The following is a 24,172-nucleotide window of genomic DNA, read 5'->3' on the forward strand; positions in this document are numbered from 1 at the left end:
TGTCTTTCTTCCAAGTGGCGCTGGACGTAGTCGTCCAGGGCGTGGGTGGGGATGCGGCGGGCGCGGCCGATGGTCAGCGAGGCCAGGCGCCGGGTGCGCGGGAGGTCATAGAGGGCGGAGCGGCCGATCTTGAGTCGGGCCATCGCTTTGGGAACGGTGAGCAGTTCGTCGTCACGCACCGGCTGTCACTCCCTGTTCGCGTGTCGGGCTGCCGCCGATGAGGGCGGCGAGGCATTCGAGGTCGGAGGTGAGGCCGGTGCCGTCGTAGGCCCAGTGGGCGAGGACGAGAGTGGTCGGGGAGGCCAGAGGGGTGTGGCGGCGATGCCGGGCGGCTCGGGCGGTCCGGAGCGCGCCGAGAGTGGTGGAGTAGCTGCGGGACTTGGTGGAGAAGTGGCCCCGGAAGCCGAGCATCTGGGCCCACTTGCCCAGGTTCAGGTGCTTGAGGTCGTCGCGGGCACCGAGGGCCCAGGCGGTGCGAATCATGCGGGCGGCGTGCTCGGGCACGGACTCAAAGGGTGGGTGTGGGCAGGCCCGGGGTGGTGTTTGACCTGCTGGTTCAGCCGGTGCTGGCGAGGTTGTGCAGGGTGGCGGCGGCTTGGACGGCGTGGTGGAGGCCGTCTCCTTTCTGGCGGCAGTCGCGGAGGATTTTCCAGTTCTTCATGCGGGCGCAGGTGTGCTCGACGCGGGCGCGGACGCGTCGGTATTCGGCGTTGCCCTCCTCCTGGCCGCGCAGGAGCGGGCGTCCGGCTCCTCTGCGGTGCGGGACGATCAGCCCGGTTCCCAGATAGCCGCCGTCCGCGATGACCGCTGTCCCGGCCGCGATGGCGGGCAGGTCCGATTCCTGCCAGGCATGGGCGTCGGCCTTGTTCCCGGGGACGGGGCGGGCCGAGGCGATCACCAAGCGGCTGTCCGCATCGATGATGACCTGCACGTTCGCCGAGAACCGATAGTTGCGGGAGGACGCGGCGACCGTACGGTCGCGGACCGGGACGAGGGTTCCGTCCACCATCCCCAGCCGTTCGACGTCCGCAACGGGCCGCGGTGCCGGCTCCAGCGCAAGATGCGGCTCCAGGCGACGGATGACCCGGCAGACGGTGGCCGGGGAACAGCCGAAAAGCGGGGGCAAGCTGGCGCATCGTGAGGTTGGTCCGGTAGAAGTCGGCCAACAGGAGGACCCGGTCCGCCAGCGGCAGGAACCATGGCCGACCGCCACCGGGACCATCCTTCCCGCTCCCGTACCGCCTTCACCAACTTCTCGAACCGGCCCATCCGCAGACCGGTAAACGTTCCCACCCACAACGGCTCAGCCCGCAACACCCCACCCATACAGGAACAATGCCCTATCCCAGATTTTCTGCAACAACCTGTAGCGCAACCGCGGAGCGGCAGGCCGGTCGACGGCGCCCCGCCCGTGCCGACCCAACCCACACGGGAACACGCCCCGCACGGCCGACTGCACGGTCTCGCGCGCTGACACGGTGAGCTTCGGCTTCGTTCGTAACCGCCCGTCGGCACTCAGTCACCTCCTGGGGTTCGGCGGACACGACACAGTCATGGCATTCACGGCAGCCTCACCCCTCCGACGGCCGGACCACCCCAACGCGCGCGTGTCGCTGCCGGGCCGCTCCCGCCCCCTTGACCGAAAGTTACTTTCCCTATATCCGTATCATCTTGGAAGTTTCTTTCAGCCAAGGAAGGAGCTCACGTGCCCCACCGCACCTCACGACGCACCCTCCTCACCGCCACCGCCGCCGCCACGGCGGCCGCGGCCACCGGTGTCCTCTCCGCCGCAGGTCCCGCTTCCGCGCATGTCACAGACGCCTCCACCGACCGCAGGCTGCGGCGGATCATCGCCGGGATGAGCCTGGAGGAGAAGGTCGGCCAGCTCTTCGTGATGCGGGTGTACGGGCACTCCGCCACCGAACCCGACCAGGCCGACATCGACGCCAACCTCCGTGAGATCGGGGTGCGTACCGCCGCCGAGCTGGTCTCCACGTACCACGTCGGCGGGATCATCTACTTCTCCTGGGCGCACAACACCCGCGACCCGCACCAGATCGCCGACCTCTCCAACGGCATCCAGCAGGCCGCACTCGGTGAGCGCTCGCGCGTGCCGCTGCTCATCTCCACCGACCAGGAGCACGGCATCGTCTGCCGCGTCGGTGAGCCCGCCACGCTGCTGCCGGGCGCGATGGCGCTCGGTGCGGGCGGGTCGCGGTCCGACACGCGGCGGGCGGCGTGGATCGCGGGGGCCGAGCTGGCCGCGCTCGGGATCAACCAGAACTACGCGCCCGACGCCGACGTCAACGTCAATCCGGCCAACCCGGTCATCGGCGTCCGCTCCTTCGGCTCCGACCCGCAGGCGGTGGCCGAGCTGGTGGCGGCGCAGGTGAAGGGGTACCAGGGGGCCGGGGTGGCGGCCACCGCCAAGCACTTCCCCGGGCACGGCGACACCAACACCGACAGCCACACCGGGCTGCCCGTCATCGAGCACACCCGGCGGGAGTGGGAGGAGCTGGACGCGCCGCCGTTCCGGGCCGCGATCCGGGCCCGTATCGACTCGGTCATGACCGCGCACATCGTGGTCCCGGCGCTCGACCCGTCCGAGGACCCGGCCACGCTCTCCCGGCCGATCCTCACCGGCATCCTCCGTGAGGAGCTGGGCTACGACGGGGTGGTGGTCACGGACTCGCTGGGCATGGAGGGCGTGCGCACGAAGTACGGCGACGACCGCGTGCCGGTCCTCGCGCTGCTGGCCGGCGTGGACCAGCTGCTCAACCCGCCGAACCTGTCGGTCGCGTGGAACGCCGTACTGGAAGCGGTCCGTGGCGGCGAGATCAGTACGGCGAGGATCGAGGAGTCCGTCCTGCGGATCCTGCGGCTGAAGACGAAACTGGGGCTGTTCCGCGACCCGTTCGTCAGCCGTGCGGGCGTCGACCGTACCGTCGGCATCCGCAAGCACCGCGCCGACGCCGACCGGATCGCCGAGCGCACCACGACCCTGCTCGCCGATCCCGGCGCCCTGCTCCCGCTCTCCCGCCGCACCCACCGCCGGCTGCTCGTGGTCGGCGCCGATCCGGCATCACCGTCCGGTACGACGGGCCCGCCGACCACCACTCTGGCGGGCGCCTTCGTCGAACTGGGCTTCTCCGCCACGGCGTTGTCCACCGGTACGGCTCCGAGCCAGGCGAAGACCGCCGAAGCCGTCGCCGCCGCGCAGGGCAGGGACGCGGTGGTCGTGGCCACGTACAACGTGACGGCGAACAGCGCCCAACTCGCCCTTGTCCAGGCCTTGGTGGCGACCGGCGTGCCGGTCGTCGCCGTCGCGATCCGCAACCCGTACGACGCCGCGCACCTCACCGGCCGCGGGGTGGCCGCGATCCTGGCGTCCTACTCCTGGACGGACGTCGAACTCCGGGCCGCCGCACAGGTGATGGCGGGCCGCGCCCGTCCGGAGGGCCGGCTCCCGGTGCCGGTCCAGCGGGCCGACGACCCGGCGCGGGTGCTGTACCCGGTGGGCCACGGGCTGTCGTACTAGAGCGCGCGTCCGCCGGCTCCTCTGCGTACGGTACGGAGAGGAGCCGGCGGGCACGAGCCGCTAGGGGCGGAGTACGCCCTCCTCGCGCTCGATCTCACCGTTCAGCTGGTCCAGCCTGGTGTCGAACTTCGCCAGCGGCTTCGCCTTCGCCGGGTCCGCCTGGACGGCCGCCGGGGCGACGCCCGCCCAGCGCTGGATCGCGGCGGTGGCCTTCGCCTTCCGGTCGTCCGGCAGGCCGGAGATCCGAGCGCCGTGGTTGGCGCCCGGCACGGTGTAGACGTAACTGTCCTTGGCACCGCGCCCGAGGTGGAAGGGCTCCGCACGCCAGGGGTCGTTCTCGCCGTACACGTACAGCATCTGGTGTGCGTTGTTCCGGACCCAGCTGTCCACGTCCCGCATCGCGCCCCGGTCGAACTTCATGGGGATGGAGCGCGGCACGAAGTTGCGCGGAGGCTGGTAGCCGTAGCGGCTCAGGTTGCCGAGCCAGGGCTGCTTGATGTCGGGCGAGCCGAGCTGGGTGCCCGCCTGGTAGTAGTACGGGGTGGACGTCTCCAGCTCCTGGTCCGAGTAGAAGCCGAACCCGGAGATCGCGTCGATGGCGTCCCAGATCGACTCGTCGTCGGCGTTCTTGGCGTCGGGCAGGATCTCGGCGCAGTCGGCGAGCGTGCTGTACTGCCAGAACGCCCAGATGTAGTCCATGACGGCGGCCTCGTAGGCGCGGTCGAAGGAGCCGAGAGTGGTGTAGGTGAGGTCGTTGGCGGCGGCGTGCTCCTTGAACTTCTTCAGGAGCGGGGCCCGGCGGATCAGCCCCTCGCGCTGTACGGCCTGCAGCTTGTCGCGGCACTCCTTGGTGCCGACGTTCCGGAAGAACCGGTCGTAGGCGGAGTCCTCGCGGTCGACGACGTCGTTGGGCGTGACGTACGCGACGACGGCGTCCATGTCCTTCGGGTAGAACCGCTCGAAGTACGTGGCGGTCATCCCGCCCTTGGAGCCGCCGGTGGCCAGCCACTTCTTCGGGTAGATCTTCTTCAGCGCCGTGAAGACCCGGTGCTGGTCGGTGGCCCCCTGCCAGATGTCGAGCTTGGTCCAGTCGGCGGGCGCCGGGCGGGACGGCGTGAAGAAGCGGTACTCCAGGGAGACCTGGTTGCCGTCGATGATCTGCGTCGGCTCGCTGCGGCCGGGGTTGGTGGAGACGTGGTAGCCGCTGGTGGAGAACACCGTCGGGCGGGCGGTGTCCTTGTGCAGCACGGTGATCCGCTGCTGGAACGTTCCCTTGGACGGGCGCCGGTGGTCGACCGGCTGGGTGTAGTTGAGGACGAAGTAGCGGTAGCCGAAGTACGGCTTCTCCTCGATCAGGCTCATCCCCGGGATCGCCAGGATGCGGTCCTTGATGTCCTCGTCGCTCGCTTCACCACCGCGTACGGCGGCGGTGCCCATGCTCTGCGTGTCCGGTTCCGCGGCGGTGGCCGCACCGGCCGAGGCTCCCGCCGCGCTGACCGTGCCGATGAGCACCGCGAGCGACAGAACCCCAGTGAGCGCCTTGCGCATGCACCCTCCCCTTGATTCACAACAGTCGCCGTGAACCTAGCGAGGTCAACGTGCCGGGCGCCAGACCCGGTTGGGTGTGTCCTGCTTCCTCACACGTTCTCCCTACGGTGCGCTCAGCACAGGATCCAGCCGGTGGCGGCCGACTTCCCGGCGACCGATCCGGTGGCCCGGACGCAGCGGTTGAGGGCGTTCACCGTCACCGGACCGGCCATCTGCGTGAACGAGCCGCTGTCCTTGACCACACGTCCGCCGCGCGGCTGGAGCGTGACGCTCATCGCCCGCCGCTTGCCCGGATTCTTGGCGACGGTGACCGCACACGCGTGGGTGCGGCTCTTGTAGACGCGCAGCTCGCCGGTGGCGAACGCGATGGTCTTCGCGGGGCGGCCGGAGCAGCCGGGTGCGGCCTCGGCCGCCGTGGGCGGGGCGCCGATGAGGAGGACGAGACCGGCCAGCAGCGGCACGACGAGGAGCCGCACCACCATCCCCTCGGGTCGGGCCCGCCCCTGCGGTGCCCTGGATCCCGCCGCCCTGTCGAACACGTTCGCCCCCACCTGACATCCGTACGCACCTGTGCGTCCCTGGCTACGACGCAGCAGACGGCCGGGAGGTTGCACGGGCGGGTGCGGGGGTGCCTCAAGCGCCCGGCGGCTCGTCTCCCCCCGTCTCGGGACGCCCGCCGGCTCGTCCTCCCCGTCTCAGGGGGCGCCCGCCGGCTCGTCCCCCGCCTCAGACGCCCGCCGGCTCGTCCTCCCCTATGCCCTCGCCGATGTCCTCCCCTATGAACGTGCGCCACAGCCGCGCGTACCGCCCGTCCAGTGCCAGCAGCTCCTCGTGCGTACCGTCCTCGGCGACGCGCCCCTGGTCCATCACCACGACCCGGTCGGCGCGGGCGGCGGTGGTGAGGCGGTGCGCCACCACCAGCGTGGTGCGGCGGCCGGTGAGCCGGTCGGTGGCCTGGTTGACCAGCGCCTCGGAGGCGAGGTCCAGGGCTGCGGTGGCCTCGTCCAGGAGCAGGATGTCCGGGTCGACGAGCTCGGCGCGGGCGAGCGCGATGAGCTGGCGCTGACCGGCGGAGAGGTTACGGCCGCGCTCGGCGACCTCGTGGAGATAGCCGTCCTCCAGCGTGGCGATCATGTCGTGCGCGCCGACCGCGCGGGCGGCGGCCTCCACCCGGGCGTCGGTGGCGTCGGGCAGCCCGTAGGCGATGGCGTCGCGGACCGTACCGGCGAAGAGGTACGCCTCCTGCGGGACGACGCCGAGGCGGTGGCGGTAGGCGGTCATGTCGAGCCGGCGCAGATCGGTGCCGTCGGCGGTGACGCGGCCGCTGGTGGGGTCGTAGAACCGGGCGACCAGCTTGACCAGGGTCGACTTGCCCGCGCCGGTCTCGCCGACGAACGCGACGGTCTGGCCGGCCGGGATGCGCAGGTCGACGCCGGTGAGCGCCTCCTCCGCCTCGTCCTTCTTGTCGTACGCGAAGGAGACGTCCTCGAACGCGATCTCGCCGCGCAGGGAGAGCACGTCCAGCGGTTCGTCCGGCTCGGCGGTGGAGGTGGGCTCGCGCAGCAGCTCCTGGATGCGGCCGAGGGAGACGGTGGCCTGCTGGTAGCCGTCGAAGACCTGGGAGAGCTGCTGGACGGGGGCGAAGAACAGCTCGATGTAGAGGAGGTAGGCGACCAGCGCGCCGACGGTCAGCGTGCCGTTGTCGACCCGGCCCGCGCCGACGATGATCACGGCCGCGGCGGCGACCGAGGCGAGGAGCTGGACGAACGGGAAGTAGACGGAGATCAGCCACTGGCCGCGTACCCGGGCCTGGCGGTAGCTGTCGCTGCGCTCGGCGTAGCGGGCGGCGCCGTCGTGCTCGCGGCCGAAGGCCTGGACGATGCGGAGGCCCGAGACGGACTCCTGGAGGTCGGCGTTGACGCCGCTGATGCGCTCACGGGCCAGTTCGTACGCCTTGACGCTGCTGCGGCGGAAGAAGAAGGTCCCGATGATCAGCACGGGCAGCGTCGCGAAGACGACCAGGGCGAGCTGGATGTCCAGGACGAGCAGCGCGACCATGATGCCGAAGAAGGTGACGACGGAGACGAACGCGGTGACCAGGCCGGTCTGGAGGAAGGTGGAGAGCGCGTCCACGTCCGTGGTCATCCGGGTCATGATGCGGCCGGTCAGCTCGCGCTCGTAGTAGTCGAGGCCGAGGCGCTGGAGCTGGGCGAAGATCTTGAGGCGGAGCGAGTAGAGGATCCGCTCGCCGGTCCGGCCGGTCATCCGGATCTCGCCGGTCTGGGCCGCCCACTGGACGAGCACGACGGCCAGGCCGACCGCGGAGGCCGCCCACACCGCGCCCATCGACACCTGGCTGACGCCCTCGTCGATGCCGTACCGGATGAGGACCGGCAGCAGCAGGCCCATCCCGGCGTCGACGGCGACGAGCGAGAGGGCGAGGAGCAGGGCTCCGCCGAAACCGCGCAGCAGCCGGCGCAGCCCGTACGACTCCTCGGGACGTACGGCGTTCGCCTCGTCGACCTGGGGGGTGTCCGTGGCGGGCGGCAGGGCCTCGACCTGGGCGAGCAGCTCGGGGCTCGCGGGCATGCCGTCGACCGTGGCGTCCCGGTCGTCCTCCTTGCGGATCCACAGCTCGGGCGTGATGCCGCGCTCCGCGTCGAACTCGGCGTCCAGCTCCTGCTGCAGGGCGCGGTCGTCGTCGGGATCCGCTTCGGTGTGCACCGGCCGGTGGCCCGGTGACGTACCGCCGAGTTCGTCGGGGTCGGTGAGGAGGCGGCGGTAGAGCGGAGAGGTGCGCTCCAGCTCGTCGTGGGTGCCGAGCGCGGCGAGCTTGCCGCCGTCCAGGACGGCGATGCGGTCGGCGAGCTGGAGGGTGGAGCGGCGGTGGGCGATGAGGAGGGTGGTGCGGCCCTCCATGACCTGTTTCAGCGCCTCGTGGATCTCGTGCTCGACGCGGGCGTCGACGGCGGAGGTCGCGTCGTCCAGGAGGAGGAGGCGGGGGTCGGTGAGGATGGCGCGGGCGAGGGCGACGCGCTGGCGCTGGCCGCCGGAGAGGGTCAGGCCGTGCTCGCCGACGGTGGTGTCGTAGCCGTCGGGCAGCTCGGAGATGAAGCCGTGGGCCTGGGCGGCGCGGGCGGCCTGTTCGATCTGCTCCTGGGTGGCGTCGGGGAAGCCGTAGGCGATGTTGGCGCGGACGGTGTCGGAGAAGAGGAAGCTGTCCTCGGGGACGAGCCCGATGGCGGCGCGCAGGGACGCCTGGGTCAGCTCGCGGACGTCGTGGCCGCCGATGAGGACCGCGCCGTGCGAGACGTCGTAGAAGCGGGGCAGCAGGAGCGAGACGGTGGACTTGCCGCTGCCGGAGGCGCCGACGATCGCGAGGGTCTCGCCGGGTTCGACGGTGAGCGAGAACCCGTCGAGGACGGGCCGCTCCTCGTCGTATCCGAAGCGCACATCGTCGAACTCGATCCCGGCCGGGGCGTCGGCGGGCAGCTCCTTCGTCCCGTCCGTCATGGAGGGCTCGGTGTCGATGAGCTCCAGTACGCGTTCGACGCCGGCGCGGGCCTGCTGGCCGACGGTGAGGACCATGGCGAGCATCCGGACCGGGCCGACGAGCTGGGCGAGGTAGGTGGAGAAGGCGACGAAGGTGCCGAGCGTGATCTCGCCGCGGGTGGCCAGCCAGCCGCCGAGGGCGAGCATGGCGACCTGGCCGAGCGCGGGCACGGCCTGGAGGGCCGGGGTGTATCGGGAGTTCAGCCGGATGGTGCGCAGCCGCCCGGCGAAGAGCCGCCGCCCGACCTCGCGGAGCTTGCCGGTCTCCTGGTCCTCCTGCCCGAACCCCTTGACGACCCGGACTCCGGAGACGGCCCCGTCGACGACTCCGGCGACGGCGGCGGCCTGGCCCTGGGCGTACCAGGTGGCGGGGAAGAGGCGTTTACGGGAGCGGCGGGCGATGGCCCAGAGGGCGGGGGCGACGGCGAGGGCGACGAGGGTGAGCGGCAGGGAGAGCCACGCCATGATCACCAGGGAGAGCAGGAAGAGCAGGACGTTCCCGATGGTCATCGGGAGCATGAACAGCAGCCCCTGGATGAGCTGGAGGTCGCTGGTGGCCCGGCCGACGACCTGCCCGGTGGAGAGCTCGTCCTGCCGTTTCCCGTCCAGCTTCGTGATCGTCGTGTACATGTCCGTACGCAGGTCGTGCTGGACGTCCAGGGCTAGCCGGCCGCCGTAGTAGCGGCGGATGTAGGTCGCGATGTAGACGAGGACGGCGGCGCCGATGAGGAGGCCGGTCCAGAGGGCGAGCGAGCGGGTGTGGTCGGTGACGACGTCGTCGATGATCACCTTGGTGATCAGTGGGACGAGGGCCATGACGGCCATCCCGGCGAGCGAGGAGCCGAGCGCGAGCACGACGTTGCGCCGGTACCGCCATGCGTACCCGGTCAGCCGTCGGCCCCACCCCTGTTGCTCTGCGCCCGTCACGCGTTGCCTCCTGCTTCAGAACTGTCGGACCTGATCTTCCGGAAGGCACCAACACGGCGGGGGGCGGATTTCATCCCTCCGCAACAAAGGAGGGCGCTTTTGGGGGGCGCTGCGGGACCACGACAACCGCCGCGAGGAGATCTCTCTCGCGTTCGACCTCGGACAGGCCGTGTACGACCGGCGGGTCGCCCTCGGCCTCTCGCAGACCGAGCTGGCCCGGCGCGCCGGTATGACACAGCCGCAGGTCTCGAAGCTGGAGCTCGGCGGCACGGTCCCGACCGTGCCGCTGCTGGCACGGCTGGCCCGTGCCATGGAGGCGGTGTTCCGGATGGAGCTGTTCGGGAGCAGCATCCGCGTGACATTCACCGACCTGGACGGAACCGCACCGGAGAAGGCCGGCACGGAGCCGTCCTCCACGGAACACGCGTCCACCTCCGCCACCGAAGCGGAGACGGACGCGAGCGCGGGGAGGGCGGCGGCCACCGGCTGAAGGACCCGGATCGTCCTACAGATGCGTCGGCGTCTACAGGTGCGTCGGTTCGAACATCCGCAGCAGGGCCGGGAGCACGACCACGGACGGTCCGGGCTCGGCCAGCGCCTTGGCCAGGTCCACCGCGAGCGTCTCCGGTGTCGTACGGACGGCGGGCACGCCGAAGGACTCGGCGAGGGCGACGAAGTCCGGGCGGGACAGCTCGGTGCCGGTGGTCTCGCCGAAGGCGCCCGTCATGTACTCGCGCAGGATGCCGTAGCCGCCGTCGTCGACGATCAGCCACGTCAGTGGCAGGTCGTACTGGCGCGCGGTGGCCAGCTCCGCGATGGAGTACATGGCCCCGCCGTCGCCGGAGACCGCGAGCACCGGGGTCGTCGGGTCGGCCGCGGCGGCACCGATGGCCGCCGGGAAGCCGTAGCCGAGGCCGCCCGCGCCCTGGGCCGAGTGCATGGTGTTCGGCCGCCGCGCGTCGAACGCGGACCACGCCCAGTACGCCAGGATCGTCATGTCCCAGAAGCTCGGCGACGCGTCCGGCAGCGCCTCGCGGACGGCGGCCAGGACCTGCTGCTCCAGGGTCAGCTCCTGGGCGTCGATCCGGACCCGTACCTTCTCCAGCACCGTACGTACGCGTTCGACGGCACCCGTGTCCTCGCGCCGCTCGACCGTCTCCAGCAGGTCGGCCAGCGCCTCGCGGGCGTCGGAGTGGATGCCGAGCGCGGGGTGGTTGGACTCCAGCTTCCCGGCGTCCGCCTCGATCTGGATGACCCGGCCGCGCGGCCGGAAGGTGTGGTAGTTCGAGGAGAGCTCGCCGAGGCCGGAGCCGACGACGAGCAGGACGTCCGCGTCCTCCAGGAAGTCGGTGGTGTGCCGGTCCTCCAGCCAGGAGCGGAGCGACAGCGGGTGCTCCCACGGGAAGGCGCCCTTGCCGCCGAAGGTGGTGACGACGGGCGCGTCGAGCTTCTCGGCCAGTGCGCGCAGCTTGCCGGAGGCGTCGGAGCGTACGACTCCGCCGCCCGCGATGATCACCGGCCGCTCGGCGTTCGACAGCAGGTGGGCGGCGGCGATCGTCAGCTCGGGCCGCGGGTAGAGCTCGCGCGGGGTGGCGTCCATGGCGCTGACGACCGGCAGCGTGGTCTCGGCGAGCAGCACGTCCTGCGGGATCTCCACCCAGACCGGCCCGTGCGGGGCGGTCAGCGCGGACTCCCATGCGGCGGCGATCGCGGACGGGATCTGGGACGCGGCCCGCGCGGTGTGGACCGACTTCACGATGTCCCGTACGGAGGCCTGCTGGTCGCGCAGTTCGTGGAGGTAGCCGTGGCGGCCGCCGCCGAGACCTGCCGTCGGGATCTGGCTGGAGATCGCGAGGACGGGCGCGGAGGCGGCGGCCGCCTCCTGGAGCGCGGCGAGCGAGGTGAGCGCACCGGGCCCGGTGGAGAGGAGGAGCGGCGCGACCTCACCGGTGATCCGGCCGTACGCGTCGGCGGCGAACCCGGCGTTGTTCTCGACGCGGAGTCCGACGTACCGCAGCGAGGAGCGGCGCAGCGCGTCGAACATGCCGAGCGCGTGCTGACCGGGCAGCCCGAAGACGGTGGTCGCGCCGAGCCCCTGGAGCGACTCGACGACGAGGTCACCGCCGTTGCGGCCGGGCGGCGGGGTCAGGACGGCGGCGGCCTGGGCGGCGGTGAGCTGCGGCCGGTCGTCGTGGTCGTGGCTCACTTGGACACGGCCCCCTTCGCCTTCTCGGCCGCGATCTGGCGGGACATGATCGTCGTCAGCTCGTACGCGGTGTGGGAGGCGGCCACGGAGGTGATCTCCGCGTGGTCGTACGCGGGCGCCACCTCGACCAGGTCGGCGGAGACCAGGTGGCAGGAGGAGAGCCCGCGCAGGATCTCCAGCAGCTCGCGCGAGGTGAGGCCGCCGGCCTCCGGGGTGCCGGTGCCGGGGGCGTGCGCCGGGTCCAGGACGTCGATGTCGATGGAGATGTAGAGCGGACGGTTCCCGATGCGCCGGCGGAGCTGGTCGGCGATCTCGTCGACGCCGCGCCGCATGACGTCGGCGGAGGTGACGATGCCGAAGCCCATCTTCTCGTCGTCGGTCAGGTCCTGCTTGCCGTAGAGCGGGCCGCGGGTGCCGACGTGGGAGAGGGCGGAGGTGTCGAGGATGCCCTCCTCGACGGCCCGGCGGAAGGGCGTGCCGTGGGTGTACTCGGCGCCGAAGTAGGTGTCCCAGGTGTCCAGGTGCGCGTCGAAGTGGAGCAGCGCGACGGGCCCGTGCTTCTTGGCGACGGAGCGCAGGAGGGGCAGGGCGATGGTGTGGTCGCCGCCGAGGGTCATGAGGCGGGCGCCGGTGTCCAGCAGGTCGTCGGCGGCGGCCTCGACGGTCTCCACGGCCTCGTTGATGTTGAACGGGTTCGCCGCGATGTCTCCGGCGTCCGCGACCTGCGCGAGGGCGAACGGGGAGGCGTCCTGGGCCGGGTTGTACGGGCGCAGCAGCCGGGACGCCTCACGGATGGCGTTGCCGCCGAAGCGGGCGCCGGGCCGGTAGGAGACCCCGCTGTCGAAGGGCACGCCGACGACGGCGACATCGGCCCGCCCGACCTCGTCGAGCCGGGGCAGCCGGGCGAACGTCGCGGGCCCGGCGTACCGCGGGACGCGGGAGGAGTCGACGGGGCCGCGCGGCGATTCGTTGCTGCTCATGGGGGTGGGGTGCCTTTCCTTCGGTTTCGTACGGTGTCAAGTGTGCGGGGTCGTGAGGGCCTGCCCCAGCCCGTCCGGCGATCGAGGAGGTCTTTGAGGTCGCCCTGATCCGGCCGGAGGGTTCCGTCCTCAGACGCCGGACGGGCTGGTGGTGGAAGCGCCGGACGGGCTGGTGGTGGCGCCGGACGGGCTGGAATCGCGCCCCGCCAGCCGGTCGCGCCAGGCGGAGAGCACGGCCGCGTCCGTGGGCGGCGTGGCCAGCGACACGACCACGTACACGGCCAGCGACGACAGCAGCCCGTAGTAGATCGGCTGGTTGGCGAGGATCCCGTACACCGCCATCAGCCCGATCACCGCCACGCCCCCCACGCACACCGCCGCCAGCGCCCCCGCCGCCGTACCGCGCCGCCACAGCAGCCCGCCGAGGATCGGCACGAGGAGCCCGCCGACCAGCAGGTTGTACGCGACGGTCAGCGCCTCGACGACGTCGTTCAGCGCGATGGCGATCAGAATGACCGCGATCCCCATGATCAGGATGAACGCCCGGTTCCCCTTGACCTCGTCATGCGGCTCCTCGCCGCCTCCGCCCCGGCCGACCGCTCCCCGCAACCGCGACCAGATGTCGTTGTTGGCGACGGTCGCGCAGGCGATCAGCGCACCGGACGAGGTCGACATCACGGCAGCCAGCGCCGCGGCGAGCACCAGCCCGCGCACCCCCATCGGCAACTCGTCCTTGACGATCGTCGCGAAGGCGGAGTCGGCGCTCGCCAGGTCCGGGTACATCACCTTGGCCGCGGTGCCGATGACGGCTCCGGCGATGGCGTACACGAGGCAGTACGTCCCCGCCACCGTCCCGCCCCACCGCGCCGTGCGGTCGCTGCGCGCGGTGAACACGCGCTGCCAGATGTCCTGCCCGATGAGCATGCCGAAGGTGTAGATCAGGACGTACGTGAAGATCGTCTCACCGCCGATGCCGAGCGGGTCGAAGTACTCGGTCGGCAGCTGCGCCTTCATCTCGCTGAAGCCGCCCGCCTTGACGACGGCGATCGGCAGCAGGAGCAGCAGCACCCCGATGGTCTTGACGACGAACTGGACCATGTCCGTCAGCGTGATCGACCACATGCCGCCGAGCGTCGAGTACGCGACGACGATGGTGCCGCCGAGGACGATGGCGACGGTCCGGTTCACGTCGAAGAGGACGTCGAAGATGGTGGCGTACGCGATGGTCGAGGTGACCGCGAGCATCAGGGTGTACGCCCACATGACGACACCGGAGATGATCCCGGCCCGTCCGCCGTAGCGCAGGTCGAGCATCTCGGAGACGGTGTAGACCTTCAGCCGGGCGATGCGCGCGGAGAAGAAGACGGAGAGCGCGAGGAGCCCGAGGCCGATGGTGAGAACCATCCAGGCCCCGGAGAGCCCGTATTTGTAGCCTAGCCCGACGCCGCCGATGGTGGACGCGCCGCCGAGGACGATGGCGGCCATGGTGCCGGAGTACATCGAGGGCCCGAGGCGGCGCCCGGCGACCAGGAACTCACTCTTGGACTTGGCGCGGCGCATGCCCCACCAGCCCATGGCGAGCATGCCGGCCAGGTAGACGACGATCACGGCGTAGTCGACAGCCATGGGCTTCCCTCCGTCTCGCGCAACAGATGCAGTGCGGGTGGTGCGGGTGGTGCGGGTGCGAGGAAGACGGTAGGTGGCTGAAAGGCAGCGTTGAAGTGTACGTTTCCTCCACTCTCACCGCCGAGAACGGACGAACCCTCCATGTCGACGTCTCCTACGGGACCGCAGCCTCCCGCCCCGCCCATCCCGCTCACCGAACTCCTGGCGAGCAAGGACCTGAGCCTGCGCCGGATCGCGGGCCCGGCCGAGGCCGAGCTGTTCTGGGTGCACACGTCGGAGATGGCCGACCCGTATCCGTACCTCCTCGGCGGTGAGCTGCTGCTGAGCGCCGGGGTACTGCTGACGGACCCGGACCGCTATGTGGCGCGGCTGGTGGAGGCGGGGGCGGCGGCGCTGGGCTTCGGGGTCCGGCCGGTGTACGAGGCGGTCCCGGACGCCCTCGTCGAGGCGTGCGACCGGCACGGGCTGCCGCTGCTGGAGGTGGGGCCGGAGACCCCGTTCACGGCGATCGCGCGGGCGGTCTGGCGGCTGATGGCGGAGGCCCGCCACCGGGAGCTGCGCCGGGTGACCCGGGCCCAGCAGGCCCTGGCGACGGCGGCGGCCCGGCCCGACCCCGTACCGGCGGTCCTCCACCAGCTCGCCACGCAGCTCGGCGGCCGGGCGGTGCTGCTGACGGCGCGGGGCGAGGAGGTCCACGCGTCGGGCCGCCGGCCACCTCCGGAGGCGGCAGCAGCACTGACGCGCCTGGCCCGCGTGGTCGCCCGTGAACGCCCCGGCTCCCCCGCCTCGGCCACGGACACCCACGGCTCCACGCACCTGGCGGCGTACGCGCTCGGTGACGGCGAGGGCCTCGTCCTGGCCCTGGCGACCCGGCAGCGGGAGTCGGGCGACCACACGGTGGCCGGCATCGCGGTGGTCCTGCTCTCCCTCCTCGCCGCCCCGCACCAGGGCGCGGACGCGGCGGACCGCTCGGCGGCCCTGGTACGGCTGCTGCTCGGCGCCTCGCCGGAGGAGGTGGCCCCGCTCCTGGCACCCACGGGCCCCTGGACGGTGATCCACGCCCGCCGCACGGACGGCACCACACCGGACGCCCTGACGTCGGGTGCGCTGGGGGCGTCGCTCGGCTCGGCGCTGGTGGACGCGGGCCGGAACGACGACGACACGGTACGGGTGCTGCTCCCGCCGGCCACCGACCAGGCGCCACCGCAGGAGGCCGACGACCAGGCACCCCCGCAGGAAGGCGCCCGCCCGGCATCTTCGCACCCGCGCGCCGGCGAGGAGCCCGACAAGGCCCCCACCGTGTCCCCGCACCCCGGCTGGACCCTCGGCGTCTCGGCCCCCACCCCGCTCTCGGCCCTGGCCTCCGCCGACCTCCGGGCGGCCCGCGCCCTGGCCCACGCCGAGGCCACCCGCACCCCGCTCACGGCGGACACCCCGACCACCGGCCTGGCCGCCCTGATCCCTCCGGACCGGGCCGCCGCCCACGCCCGCGCCCTCCTCGCCCCACTCACCCCTCCCCTGGCCGACACCCTGCGCTGCTGGCTCTCCCTCCACGGCAGCTGGGACCGCACGGCGGTGGCCCTCTCCGTCCACCGCAACACCGTCCGCCAACGCATCGGCCGGTGCGCCCAGTTGCTGGACGTGGACCTCAACGACATGGACGTTCGGACGGAGTTGTGGTTCGCGCTGCGGCAGGAATAGCCGCCGGACGCGAGGGATGTCCCCCTCAACCGACGCTCGGCTCGGTGACCGCTCCTTCATCGCGGACGACCGAACAGCCGGGGCCGACGGCTCTCTGTCTCCGTGTGGCCGAGCAGAATCACCTGTTACCTCTTCAGCCGTGATCCCGTAACCGGAGACGTGGGGGCAGAGTTGGAGCAGGGCCGGGGGCATCCCCTGTTCGAGAGTCGTCATGGCGGATGACGCCAGGTGGGTCCGGCCTCCGAACAGCCGGCCCCGACCCGCCGGTTCAGGCTCCCTGGGCCACCGGCGCCGCCGCAGGTGCCGCGGAGCCCGTTTCAGGCGCCGGGCCGGGCCCTCCGGCCCGGTGGTCGGCCGCTCCCCCGGGGCACTCCGTAAAGATCACGACAACGACCACGGCAAAGAGCGCAGCGAAGACCAAGACATGGGATTGCCATACGGGCATACCAGCGACCTTTCCACGACCGAGGCTCACGGCGCCCTCCTCCCGGCCGCGACGGCGGCCACCGACCCCACACGGTCGGGGAATCGACGCGCCACCGAAAGGCCGGAGCGCCACGACAGCGAGCCACTGCCCGAGACGTCGCTTATGCGGCTTTCAAGGGACATGAGCTTGTCAGTGAGTGTTCCGACATGGTCCACTCTGGCGATATCGCGATGTACTGACAATCGTCATGGATCGCAGGCCGGGCCGAAGTCCACTTCGACCGACCGGCCCCGGAGGCGATCATCGGCGCCGTCCGGTGATGCCTCATGAAGAAGGAGATCCGCACGGTGCCCGTCCGCCGCCTCAAGCATGCCCCGCGGCCCACGTCCGCCGACGTCCCCGACGTCCCGCCCCAGGCCGGCCCCCGCGACGGGGCTCCCGGCGATCACGGGAAGGGAGCCGCAGGGCCGACGGGAGGCGCGGGTCTCCGGCTCGACATCCAGGGTCTGCGGGCGGTGGCCGTCACCCTCGTGGTGCTGGGGCACTCCGGGGTGACCTCCGTGGCCGGCGGATACGTCGGCGTGGACGTGTTCTTCGTCATATCCGGCTTCCTGATCACCTCGCTGCTGCTCCGGGAGTGGAGCCGCGACGGCAAGATCTCCCTGGGCCGCTTCTACTCCCGCCGGGCGCTGCGCCTGCTGCCCGCCTCCACCCTGGTCGTCCTGGCGACGCTGGCGGGCTCCTGGCTCTTCCTGGGGCCGTTGCGCTTCGCCGACTACGCCAAGGACGCCATCGCGTCCGCCTGGTACGTCGTCAACTTCCGGCTCGCCGAGGCCGGGACCGACTACTTCAACACGGATGTGCCGCCCTCCCCGTTCCAGCACTTCTGGTCGCTGGCGGTCGAGGAGCAGTTCTATCTGGTCTGGCCGATCGTGATGATCGTCGCCCTCAAGCTGTTCCGGCGACGGGCCCTGCTCGCGATCCCGCTGATCATCCTGGCCGGCGCCTCCTTCGCGCTGAACCTCCACCTCACCGAGACCGCCCCCTCCTGGGCCTACTTCGGTTCGCAGGGCCGGATCTGGGAGCTGGCGGTCGGCGCTCTGCTGGCTCTGGCGGCGCACCGCCTGAACGACATCCCGCGCCCGGTCGCCGCGGTCCTGAGCTGGGCCGGTCTGGCCGCCATCGCCTACGCCGCCGTGTCCTTCGACGAGGGCACGCCCTTCCCCGGCCACCACGCCGTGATCCCGGTCGCCGGCGCCGCGGCCGTCCTCGCCGGAGGCGCGGCGGCCGGCCGCTACGGCGCGGGCGCCGTCCTCTCGCTGCGGCCCGCCGTCTGGATCGGCGGGCTCTCCTACGCCTGGTACCTGTGGCACTGGCCGCTGATCGTCATCGTGCCGGCCGCCGCCGGTTTCGGTGCGCACGACGGTCCGCTGCGGCTGATCGCCGCGCTCAGCGGCATCCTGCTCGCCTGGGGAACGCTGCACTTGGTCGAGGACCCGATGCGCTTCCACCGCGCGTTCAAGGCCCACGCCGTCCGAGGGCTCACACTGGGTCTGGGCCTGTCGGCCGTCACGGCCCTGGTCGCGGTGCTCACCCTCCAGTACCCGCCGGTCCTGGACCAGGGCGCCGCGCGGCAGAACACCGCCAAGGCGATCGCCACCGCCTCCTACCCCAGTGCCGCCCTCACCGAGTTGCTGGCACAGCCGGTGGAGAAGCTCCCGTCCAACCTCGAACCGAGCCTGCGCGAGACCGCGGACGAACGGTCCGCGGTCTACACCGACAACTGCGCCCTCACCATGACCGGCACCAAACAGACCCAGCCCTGTCTGTACGGTGACGAGGACGCCGACCGCAGTGTGGTCCTCTTCGGGGACTCGCATGTCGCGCAGTGGTTCCCGGCGCTCGACGCGATCGCCCGCAAGCACAACTGGCGGCTCTACTCCTTCACCAAGAACGCCTGCAAGGTCTCCCAGGTCACCATCGAGTGGCAGAACGGCCCGTACTCCACCTGCGACGACTGGCGGGCGGAGACCATCAAGAAGATCCAGAAGCTGGAGCCCGAACTCGTCATCACGTCGAGCTCCAACTCCGCCAAGCTGTACGGCGAGGGCGACCTGGGCAAGGAATGGGGCAAGGGCCAGGCCGAGACGTACCGGATGCTCCAGCGCGGGCGCACCCAGGTGCTCACCCTGCTGGACAACCCGTGGCCGAAGAACAACGCGGTGGACTGCGTGGCGGTGAACCCCGACGACCTGGCGTCCTGTGCGCGCCCCCGCTCGGAGGCCGACCCGAAGCCCGAGGTCACCAAGGCGATCCGGGCCGCCGCCGCCGCCGAGGACGTCGCGCTCATCGACCCGTACAAGTGGGTCTGCGCGCCGTCGGGCACCTGCCCGGTCGTGGTCGGGAACACCCTGGTCTACCGGGACTACGGCCACCTCGCGGACGGCTACATCGAGGCCCTCACCCCGGTGGTGGAGGACGAACTGCTGCGCCTGTTCGGCGAGGACCTGACCAAGCGCCCGGGGAACTGACACCCGCGCCGCACCCGACAGGAGCGCACAGGCGGGGCGGGGCGGGACGCGATGTTCCGCGTCCCGCCCCGCCCCGCCTGCTGCGTGTCCGGCCTTCAGGTCAGACGCGACGGTGGCGGCCGTAGTACTCGCCGGTCGTCCGGTGGAAGTCCGCGTCGCCGACGTGCTTGTCCTTGTCGAACTCCGGGGCGTCCTTGATCTGGTCCTTCGTGAGGTCGATGTAGACCTTCTTGTCGTCCGTGTCGATCCGGCTCACCGTGCCCGCCGGAAGCAGGACGTGCTTGCCGAAGATCCATACGCCGGTGTCGACCACCAGGTACGAGGACGTGACGTCGTCGGAGTGCTTGTCGACCTTGCCGATGCTGCCGTCGGTCGCCTCGACCTTGTAACCGATCAGGTCGGTACCGGCGGTGTGACCGGCGGCCGGCTGGTAGCCCCACAGGTTCTCAGACATCAGAAAACTCCTTCGATCGCACGTGAATGAATATGGGTGCGGCAGGCCGCCCACCTGGTAAAAGGTCTGCATTCCGCCCTGCTCACTTCCTGAGCAACCGCTGCCAGCCTCGTGCCCCGCACCACCGGCGCCATGTCTGCGAACTCGTGCGTTTTTCGATCCATTTCGCGGGAATTCGATGTCGCCGCTCCGGCCCCGCCACGCCCCCGCGCCGCACTCGCGGGCCCCGGGAAAGAATCATGGGTTTCGGATCGGCTGGGGCGTCAACGCTATGAAGGACCGGCCCGTACGCGCGGACGGGCCCGCAGCACGACCAAGGGTGTTCCAGCATGGGCGTAGAGCGGTACGGCCCTGATCACAGGCTGCGCGATGTGGCGCGCGCGATGCGTGGGGTCATCGAGCTTCTGGAGGTCTACTGGGCGCGGGTCCCGGACGGTTCCTCACCCATCTCCGCGCCGCAGCTGCGGGCCATGTACGTGCTCGAACGCCGTGAGGGCATCAACCTGCGGCAGCTCGGTGCGGAGCTGGAGGCGGCGCCGTCGTCGGTGAGCCGGCTGTGCGACCGGCTGGAGGCCCTCGGTTTCGTACGGCGGTCCTTGAGCACGGCCAGCCGGCGCGAGGTCGAGCTGCGGCTGACCGTTCAGGGCCGGGTGCACCTGGACCGGCTGCGGGCCCGGCGTGAGGAGCGGCTGGCGGCCGTCCTGGCCCGGGCGTCACCGTCCTCGTGGGCCCGGCTGACGGAGGGCGTGGAGGCCATCCGCGCCGCGCTCACCACCGTACGGACGGAGCTGTCGGACAACGTGGCTCCGCCGCCCCCAGGCCCGGCAGGCGCGGAGCGGCACCCGAGCCCGGGAGCGGAACAGCCACCCGACGACCGGGCACAACGACCTACGGGATGAGCGCCGGACGCGTGCTCAGCATCACCCTGGACAGCTCCGTGACCGACCGGTAACTTCGAAGGGGAATGAGCAAGCGCTTAGCCATGCCCGGTGAGCGCAGGCGCGTCCGCCGACGAACACTTCAGCCGATCAAGGAGGCACCCCGTGCGCCGTACGGTATTCAACGAGGACCACGAGGCGTTCCGGGAGACCATCCGCGCCTTCATCGCCGCCGAGGTCGTGCCGGTGTACGACGAGTGGTTCGCCGCGGGTCAGGTGCCGCGCGAGTTCTACCTCAAGCTGGGCGAGCTGGGCATCTTCGGCATCGAGGTGGACGAGGAGTACGGCGGCGCGGGCATCGACTCGCACAAGTACGAGGCCGTCATCTACGAGGAGACCGCCCGCGCCGGTGTCTCCTTCGGCGGCTCCGGCGTACACACGCTGCTCGGCCTCCCGTACGTCAAGATGCTCGCCACCGACGAGCAGAAGAAGCGCTGGCTGCCGAAGTTCGCGACCGGCGAGGAGATGTGGGCGCTGGCGATGACCGAGCCGGGCACCGGCTCCGACGTCGCGGGCATGAAGACCACCGCCAAGCTCTCCGAGGACGGCACGCACTACGTCCTCAACGGCGCCAAGACGTTCATCACCGGTGGCGTCCACGCCGACCGCGTGATCGTCTGCGCCCGTACCGCCGCCCCGCGCGAGGACGACCGCCGCTTCGGCATCTCCCTCTTCGCCGTCGACACCAAGTCCGCGGGCTACTCGGTCGGCCGCAAGCTCGACAAGCTCGGCCTGAAGACCTCCGACACCGCCGAGCTGGCGTTCGTCGACGTCAAGGTCCCGGCCGAGGACCTCCTCGGCGAGGAGAACAAGGGCTTCGGCTACCTCGGCACCAACCTGGCCTCCGAGCGCTGGGGCATCGCCTTCGGTGCGTACGCGCAGGCCGCGGCGGCCGTCCGGTTCGCCAAGGAGTACGTGCAGGAGCGCACGGTCTTCGGCAAGACCGTCGCCTCGTTCCAGAACACGAAGTTCGAGCTGGCCGCCTGCCAGGCCGAGGTGGACGCGGCCCAGGCCGTCGCCGACCGCGCGCTGGAGGCTCTGGACGCCGGTGAGCTCACCGCAGCCGAGGCCGCCTCCGCGAAGCTGTTCTGCACCGAGGTCGCGCACCGCGTGATCGACCGCTGCCTCCAGCTGCACGGCGGCTACGGCTTCATGAACGAGTACCCGATCGCCCGCCTGTACGCGGACAACCGCGTCAACCGCATCTACGGCGGCACCAGCGAGGTCATGAAGTCGATCATCGCCAAGTCCATGGGCCTCTGAGCGGACTCAAGGCTGTAAGGACGACTCTCTCTCCATGAGCGCAGCACTCGATTCCCTGCTCGATCTGCTCGACCTGGAGCAGATCGAGCGGGACATCTTCCGGGGCACGAGCCGCAGCGCGGTCGTGCCCCGGGTGTTCGGCGGGCAGGTCGCGGCGCAGGCGCTGGTCGCCGCCGGCCGGACGGTCCCGGCCGACCGGGCCGCCCACTCCCTGCACGCGTACTTCCTGCGGGCCGGCGACCCGGGCGCGCCCATCGTCTACAGCGTCGACCGCATCCGCGACGGCCGGTCCTTCACCACCCGCCGGGTCGTCGCCGTGCAGCACGGACAGCCGGTCTTCCACCTCTCCGCGTCCTTCCAGACGTACGAGGACGGGCTGGAGCACCAGGCGGACATGCCCGCCTCGCCCGATCCGGAGACGCTGCCCACGGCCGCCGAGATGCTGCCCCGGTACGCGGACCGCTTCAGCGACCCGGGGATGGTGGACCGGCTGATCGAGGCGCGGGCCGCCGTCGACCTGCGGTATGTGGACGCGCCGCCGTTCGGCACGGTGGGCGAGGCACGCGAGCCGCGCTCGCAGGTCTGGTTCCGGACCAACGGCAAGCTCGCGGACGACCCGCTGCTGCACGTCTGCATGGCCACGTACGTCTCCGACATGACCCTGCTGGACTCGGTGCTCCTGGCCCACGGGCGCGGCGGCTGGGCGGTCGGGGACGTGGTCGGGGCCAGCCTGGACCACGCGATGTGGTTCCACCGGCCGTTCCGGGCGGACGAGTGGCTGCTGTACGACCAGGAGTCGCCGTCGGCCTCCGGCGGGCGGGGCCTGGGCCAGGCCCGGATCTACACCGCCGACGGCCGCCTCGCGATCACCGTCATCCAGGAAGGCGTCGTCCGGGTTCCGCGTGGGCCGGTGGCGGGATGAGCCCCGCCTGAGGTGCCATTTCGGACATACTCCCCTCCATGAGCTCCATGAGTGACGCGAAAGCCACGAGCGAAGCCGACGGCGGGGAGTCCACCTTCACCGTGATCGTCGCGGCGCTCGCCAACCTCGGCATCGCCGTCGCGAAAGCCGTCGCCGGGCTGATCAGCGGATCGAGCGCGATGCTCTCCGAGGCCGCCCACTCGGTCGCGGACACCGTCACCGAGGTCATGCTCCTCACCGCGCTCAAGCGGAGCGGGAAGCCGGCCGACGAGGACCACCCGCTCGGTTACGGCCCCGAGCGGTACATCTGGGCCATGCTCGCCTCCATCGCCACCTTCGTCGGCGGTGCGGTCTTCTCGATCTACGACGGCGTGCACACCCTGATCGCGGGCGAGGAGCTGGGCGACCCGCTCGTCTCGTACGTCGTGCTCGGCACCGCCTTCCTGCTGGAGGGCTACTCGCTGCGCACCGGCGTCAAACAGGTGCGGCGCGAGGCGGCACGGCTGCGGGTGCCGGACACGTACTACCTGCGCCACACGCCCGACACCGCCGTGAAGGCCGTCGTCATGGAGGACTCGGCGGCCCTGATCGGCCTGCTGCTGGCGGCGGGCGGGCTGCTCGGCGGGCAGCTGACCGGGTCCGGGGTCTGGGACGGGGTCGCGTCCTGCCTGATCGGCCTGCTCCTCGTGTACGTGGCCTGGGTGCTCGGCCGGTCCAACGCGCAGCTGCTCATCGGGCGGCCGCTGCCCCCGGCGATGCGGGCCGGGGTGCGGGAGGAGCTGACATCCGTACCGCACATCGTCGACGTACTGGAGCTGACCACGCTCATCCAGGGCCCGTCCGAGATCATGATCGCCGCGAAGGTCGACTTCCGGGACATGGCGACGGCCGAGGAGGTCGAGTGGGCCTGCGAGGAGGCGGAGGCGCAGCTGCGGGAGCGGTTTCCGTCCGTGCGGCGGGTGTATCTGGACCCGACGCCGGGGCGTGGGCAGCGGGAGCGGCGCGCCGGTCTCTGATGCCTACGGTGTCAGCTCCGCCACCGCCTTCGCGATCCGCCGCTCCCGCGTGGCGTCCGTCTTCGCGCCCTCGACCGACGTGACGTGCGCCTTCTGGCGGCTGGGCGAGAGGGCCGCGAACGCCTCGGCCGCACCGGGAGCCGCGGCGAGCGCCGCCGCGAGGTCCTCGGGCGGCTCGACCGTGCGGGGCGCGGTGTCCAGGGTCAGCTCCACCTCGATGGCGTCGCCGCCCGCGATCCCGGTCTCCTTGCGCTTGTCGGAGCTGAACGGAATGAGGTAGCGGCCGCCCATGGGGGCGACGGTCGAGCGGTACGCGTAACCGTTCACGGTCACGTTCACCGGCGGGCGCTTTCCGGCGCCGAGCGCCTCGACCACGTCCTCCGGCACCTCGATCCCCGTGTTGTTGCCGCTCAGGAACATCGTCGTGCTGAACTTCATGGCTCCGGCCCTTCGTGTACGCCGGCCGCCTCCCGCAAAGGCGGCCGCTGCTGTCTGTCAGGGAAGACGCCCGCCGGGCCGGAAACTCATCGGAGCCCGCGGTCT

17 protein-coding genes and 2 pseudogenes are annotated in these 24,172 nt (G+C 71.3%); 8 read left to right on the plus strand and 11 right to left on the minus strand.

Annotation, left to right across the window (positions count from 1 at the left end; genetic code table 11):
- Positions 1-5 precede the first annotated feature (5 nt).
- From ACIRR8_RS02820 to ACIRR8_RS02830, 3 genes and pseudogenes are all read right to left on the minus strand, one after another.
- A pseudogene (locus ACIRR8_RS02820) lies at positions 6-179 on the minus strand (helix-turn-helix domain-containing protein); the annotation flags it as partial.
- Positions 172-504 (minus strand): replication initiator, encoded by a 333-nt coding sequence (locus ACIRR8_RS02825; protein WP_404058191.1) that lies wholly within the window; start codon positions 502-504, stop codon positions 172-174. The pseudogene ACIRR8_RS02820 and the gene ACIRR8_RS02825, both read right to left, overlap by 8 nt.
- 52 nt (positions 505-556) lie before the next feature.
- Positions 557-1,326, minus strand: a pseudogene (locus ACIRR8_RS02830) (transposase).
- 379 nt (positions 1,327-1,705) lie between these two features.
- Here ACIRR8_RS02830 and ACIRR8_RS02835 point away from each other — a divergent pair.
- Positions 1,706-3,538 (plus strand): glycoside hydrolase family 3 protein, encoded by a 1,833-nt coding sequence (locus ACIRR8_RS02835; protein ID WP_404058193.1) that lies wholly within the window; start codon positions 1,706-1,708, stop codon positions 3,536-3,538.
- A gap of 60 nt (positions 3,539-3,598) precedes the next feature.
- Here ACIRR8_RS02835 and ACIRR8_RS02840 read toward each other — a convergent pair whose 3' ends face one another.
- The 3 genes from ACIRR8_RS02840 to ACIRR8_RS02850 all read right to left on the minus strand — a co-directional run bounded on the left by ACIRR8_RS02840 (position 3,599) and on the right by ACIRR8_RS02850 (position 9,565).
- The gene (locus ACIRR8_RS02840; RefSeq protein WP_404058195.1) at positions 3,599-5,086 is read right to left on the minus strand and encodes an aminopeptidase; all 1,488 of its coding nucleotides are present in this window, start codon (positions 5,084-5,086) and stop codon (positions 3,599-3,601) included.
- A gap of 113 nt (positions 5,087-5,199) precedes the next feature.
- Positions 5,200-5,568 carry a hypothetical protein gene (locus ACIRR8_RS02845; protein ID WP_404058709.1) on the minus strand — a complete coding sequence of 123 codons (369 nt, stop codon included), beginning with the start codon at positions 5,566-5,568 and terminating at the stop codon, positions 5,200-5,202.
- 244 nt (positions 5,569-5,812) lie between these two features.
- Positions 5,813-9,565, minus strand: a complete 3,753-nt coding sequence (locus ACIRR8_RS02850) for an ABC transporter ATP-binding protein (RefSeq protein WP_404058197.1) — start codon at positions 9,563-9,565, stop codon at positions 5,813-5,815.
- A gap of 109 nt (positions 9,566-9,674) precedes the next feature.
- On the opposite strand from ACIRR8_RS02850, the gene ACIRR8_RS02855 reads away from it, so the two are divergent.
- Positions 9,675-10,055 carry a helix-turn-helix domain-containing protein gene (locus tag ACIRR8_RS02855; protein WP_404058711.1) on the plus strand — a complete coding sequence of 127 codons (381 nt, stop codon included), beginning with the start codon at positions 9,675-9,677 and terminating at the stop codon, positions 10,053-10,055.
- Between the two features lie 33 nt (positions 10,056-10,088).
- Here ACIRR8_RS02855 and ACIRR8_RS02860 read toward each other — a convergent pair whose 3' ends face one another.
- The 3 genes from ACIRR8_RS02860 to ACIRR8_RS02870 form a co-directional block, all read right to left on the minus strand.
- Entirely contained in the window at positions 10,089-11,771 is a 1,683-nt protein-coding gene (locus ACIRR8_RS02860; RefSeq protein WP_404058199.1) for a thiamine pyrophosphate-binding protein, read from the minus strand.
- Positions 11,768-12,751: an agmatinase gene (gene speB, locus ACIRR8_RS02865; protein WP_404058201.1), complete on the minus strand. Its 984-nt coding sequence runs from the start codon at positions 12,749-12,751 to the stop codon at positions 11,768-11,770. Before speB ends, ACIRR8_RS02860 begins: the two co-directional genes overlap by 4 nt.
- Positions 12,752-12,880: 129 nt before the next feature.
- A complete protein-coding gene (locus tag ACIRR8_RS02870; protein WP_404058203.1) occupies positions 12,881-14,377 on the minus strand; it encodes a sodium:solute symporter in 1,497 nt (498 codons plus the stop codon).
- A 141-nt stretch (positions 14,378-14,518) separates the two neighbouring features.
- Here ACIRR8_RS02870 and ACIRR8_RS02875 point away from each other — a divergent pair, with 141 nt between their 5' ends.
- Positions 14,519-16,078: a PucR family transcriptional regulator gene (locus tag ACIRR8_RS02875; RefSeq protein ID WP_404058205.1), complete on the plus strand. Its 1,560-nt coding sequence runs from the start codon at positions 14,519-14,521 to the stop codon at positions 16,076-16,078.
- A 753-nt stretch (positions 16,079-16,831) separates the two neighbouring features.
- Positions 16,832-19,036: an acyltransferase family protein gene (locus ACIRR8_RS02880; protein WP_404058207.1), complete on the plus strand. Its 2,205-nt coding sequence runs from the start codon at positions 16,832-16,834 to the stop codon at positions 19,034-19,036.
- Between the two features lie 100 nt (positions 19,037-19,136).
- Here the strand turns inward: ACIRR8_RS02880 and ACIRR8_RS02885 are convergent, their stop codons facing one another.
- Positions 19,137-19,490, minus strand: a complete 354-nt coding sequence (locus ACIRR8_RS02885; protein WP_404058209.1) for a PRC-barrel domain-containing protein — start codon at positions 19,488-19,490, stop codon at positions 19,137-19,139.
- Positions 19,491-19,819: 329 nt separating this feature from the next.
- Here ACIRR8_RS02885 and ACIRR8_RS02890 point away from each other — a divergent pair, with 329 nt between their 5' ends.
- The 4 genes from ACIRR8_RS02890 to ACIRR8_RS02905 all read left to right on the plus strand — a co-directional run bounded on the left by ACIRR8_RS02890 (position 19,820) and on the right by ACIRR8_RS02905 (position 23,629).
- Complete coding sequence (locus tag ACIRR8_RS02890) at positions 19,820-20,389, plus strand: MarR family winged helix-turn-helix transcriptional regulator (RefSeq protein WP_404058211.1); 570 nt, start codon at positions 19,820-19,822, stop codon at positions 20,387-20,389.
- Positions 20,390-20,533: 144 nt separating this feature from the next.
- Entirely contained in the window at positions 20,534-21,691 is a 1,158-nt protein-coding gene (locus ACIRR8_RS02895; RefSeq protein ID WP_356836139.1) for an acyl-CoA dehydrogenase family protein, read from the plus strand.
- Positions 21,692-21,725: 34 nt separating this feature from the next.
- Positions 21,726-22,613, plus strand: a complete 888-nt coding sequence (locus ACIRR8_RS02900; protein WP_404058213.1) for an acyl-CoA thioesterase — start codon at positions 21,726-21,728, stop codon at positions 22,611-22,613.
- Positions 22,614-22,660: 47 nt separating this feature from the next.
- Positions 22,661-23,629 (plus strand): cation diffusion facilitator family transporter, encoded by a 969-nt coding sequence (locus ACIRR8_RS02905; RefSeq protein ID WP_404058713.1) that lies wholly within the window; start codon positions 22,661-22,663, stop codon positions 23,627-23,629.
- Positions 23,630-23,632: 3 nt separating this feature from the next.
- Here ACIRR8_RS02905 and ACIRR8_RS02910 read toward each other — a convergent pair whose 3' ends face one another.
- Entirely contained in the window at positions 23,633-24,067 is a 435-nt protein-coding gene (locus ACIRR8_RS02910) for a YdeI/OmpD-associated family protein (protein WP_404058215.1), read from the minus strand.
- Between the last annotated feature and the right edge of the window lie 105 nt (positions 24,068-24,172).

The sequence above is a fragment of the Streptomyces sp. NPDC101178 genome (genome assembly GCF_044767965.1).
In the GTDB taxonomy this organism is placed as follows: domain Bacteria; phylum Actinomycetota; class Actinomycetes; order Streptomycetales; family Streptomycetaceae; genus Streptomyces.

Excerpts from the sequence above, each read along its gene's own strand:
- ACIRR8_RS02890 (WP_404058211.1), top strand. The coding sequence starts at position 19,820 with ATGGGCGTAGAGCGGTACGGCCCTGATCACAGGCTGCGCGATGTGGCG.
- ACIRR8_RS02905 (WP_404058713.1), top strand. The coding sequence starts at position 22,661 with ATGAGTGACGCGAAAGCCACGAGCGAAGCCGACGGCGGGGAGTCCACC.
- ACIRR8_RS02910 (WP_404058215.1), bottom strand. The coding sequence starts at position 24,067 with ATGAAGTTCAGCACGACGATGTTCCTGAGCGGCAACAACACGGGGATC.
- ACIRR8_RS02870 (WP_404058203.1), bottom strand. The coding sequence starts at position 14,377 with ATGGCTGTCGACTACGCCGTGATCGTCGTCTACCTGGCCGGCATGCTC.
- ACIRR8_RS02845 (WP_404058709.1), bottom strand. The coding sequence starts at position 5,568 with ATGGTGGTGCGGCTCCTCGTCGTGCCGCTGCTGGCCGGTCTCGTCCTC.
- speB (WP_404058201.1), bottom strand. The coding sequence starts at position 12,751 with ATGAGCAGCAACGAATCGCCGCGCGGCCCCGTCGACTCCTCCCGCGTC.
- ACIRR8_RS02885 (WP_404058209.1), bottom strand. The coding sequence starts at position 19,490 with ATGTCTGAGAACCTGTGGGGCTACCAGCCGGCCGCCGGTCACACCGCC.
- ACIRR8_RS02840 (WP_404058195.1), bottom strand. The coding sequence starts at position 5,086 with ATGCGCAAGGCGCTCACTGGGGTTCTGTCGCTCGCGGTGCTCATCGGC.
- ACIRR8_RS02900 (WP_404058213.1), top strand. The coding sequence starts at position 21,726 with ATGAGCGCAGCACTCGATTCCCTGCTCGATCTGCTCGACCTGGAGCAG.
- ACIRR8_RS02880 (WP_404058207.1), top strand. The coding sequence starts at position 16,832 with ATGAAGAAGGAGATCCGCACGGTGCCCGTCCGCCGCCTCAAGCATGCC.
- ACIRR8_RS02875 (WP_404058205.1), top strand. The coding sequence starts at position 14,519 with ATGTCGACGTCTCCTACGGGACCGCAGCCTCCCGCCCCGCCCATCCCG.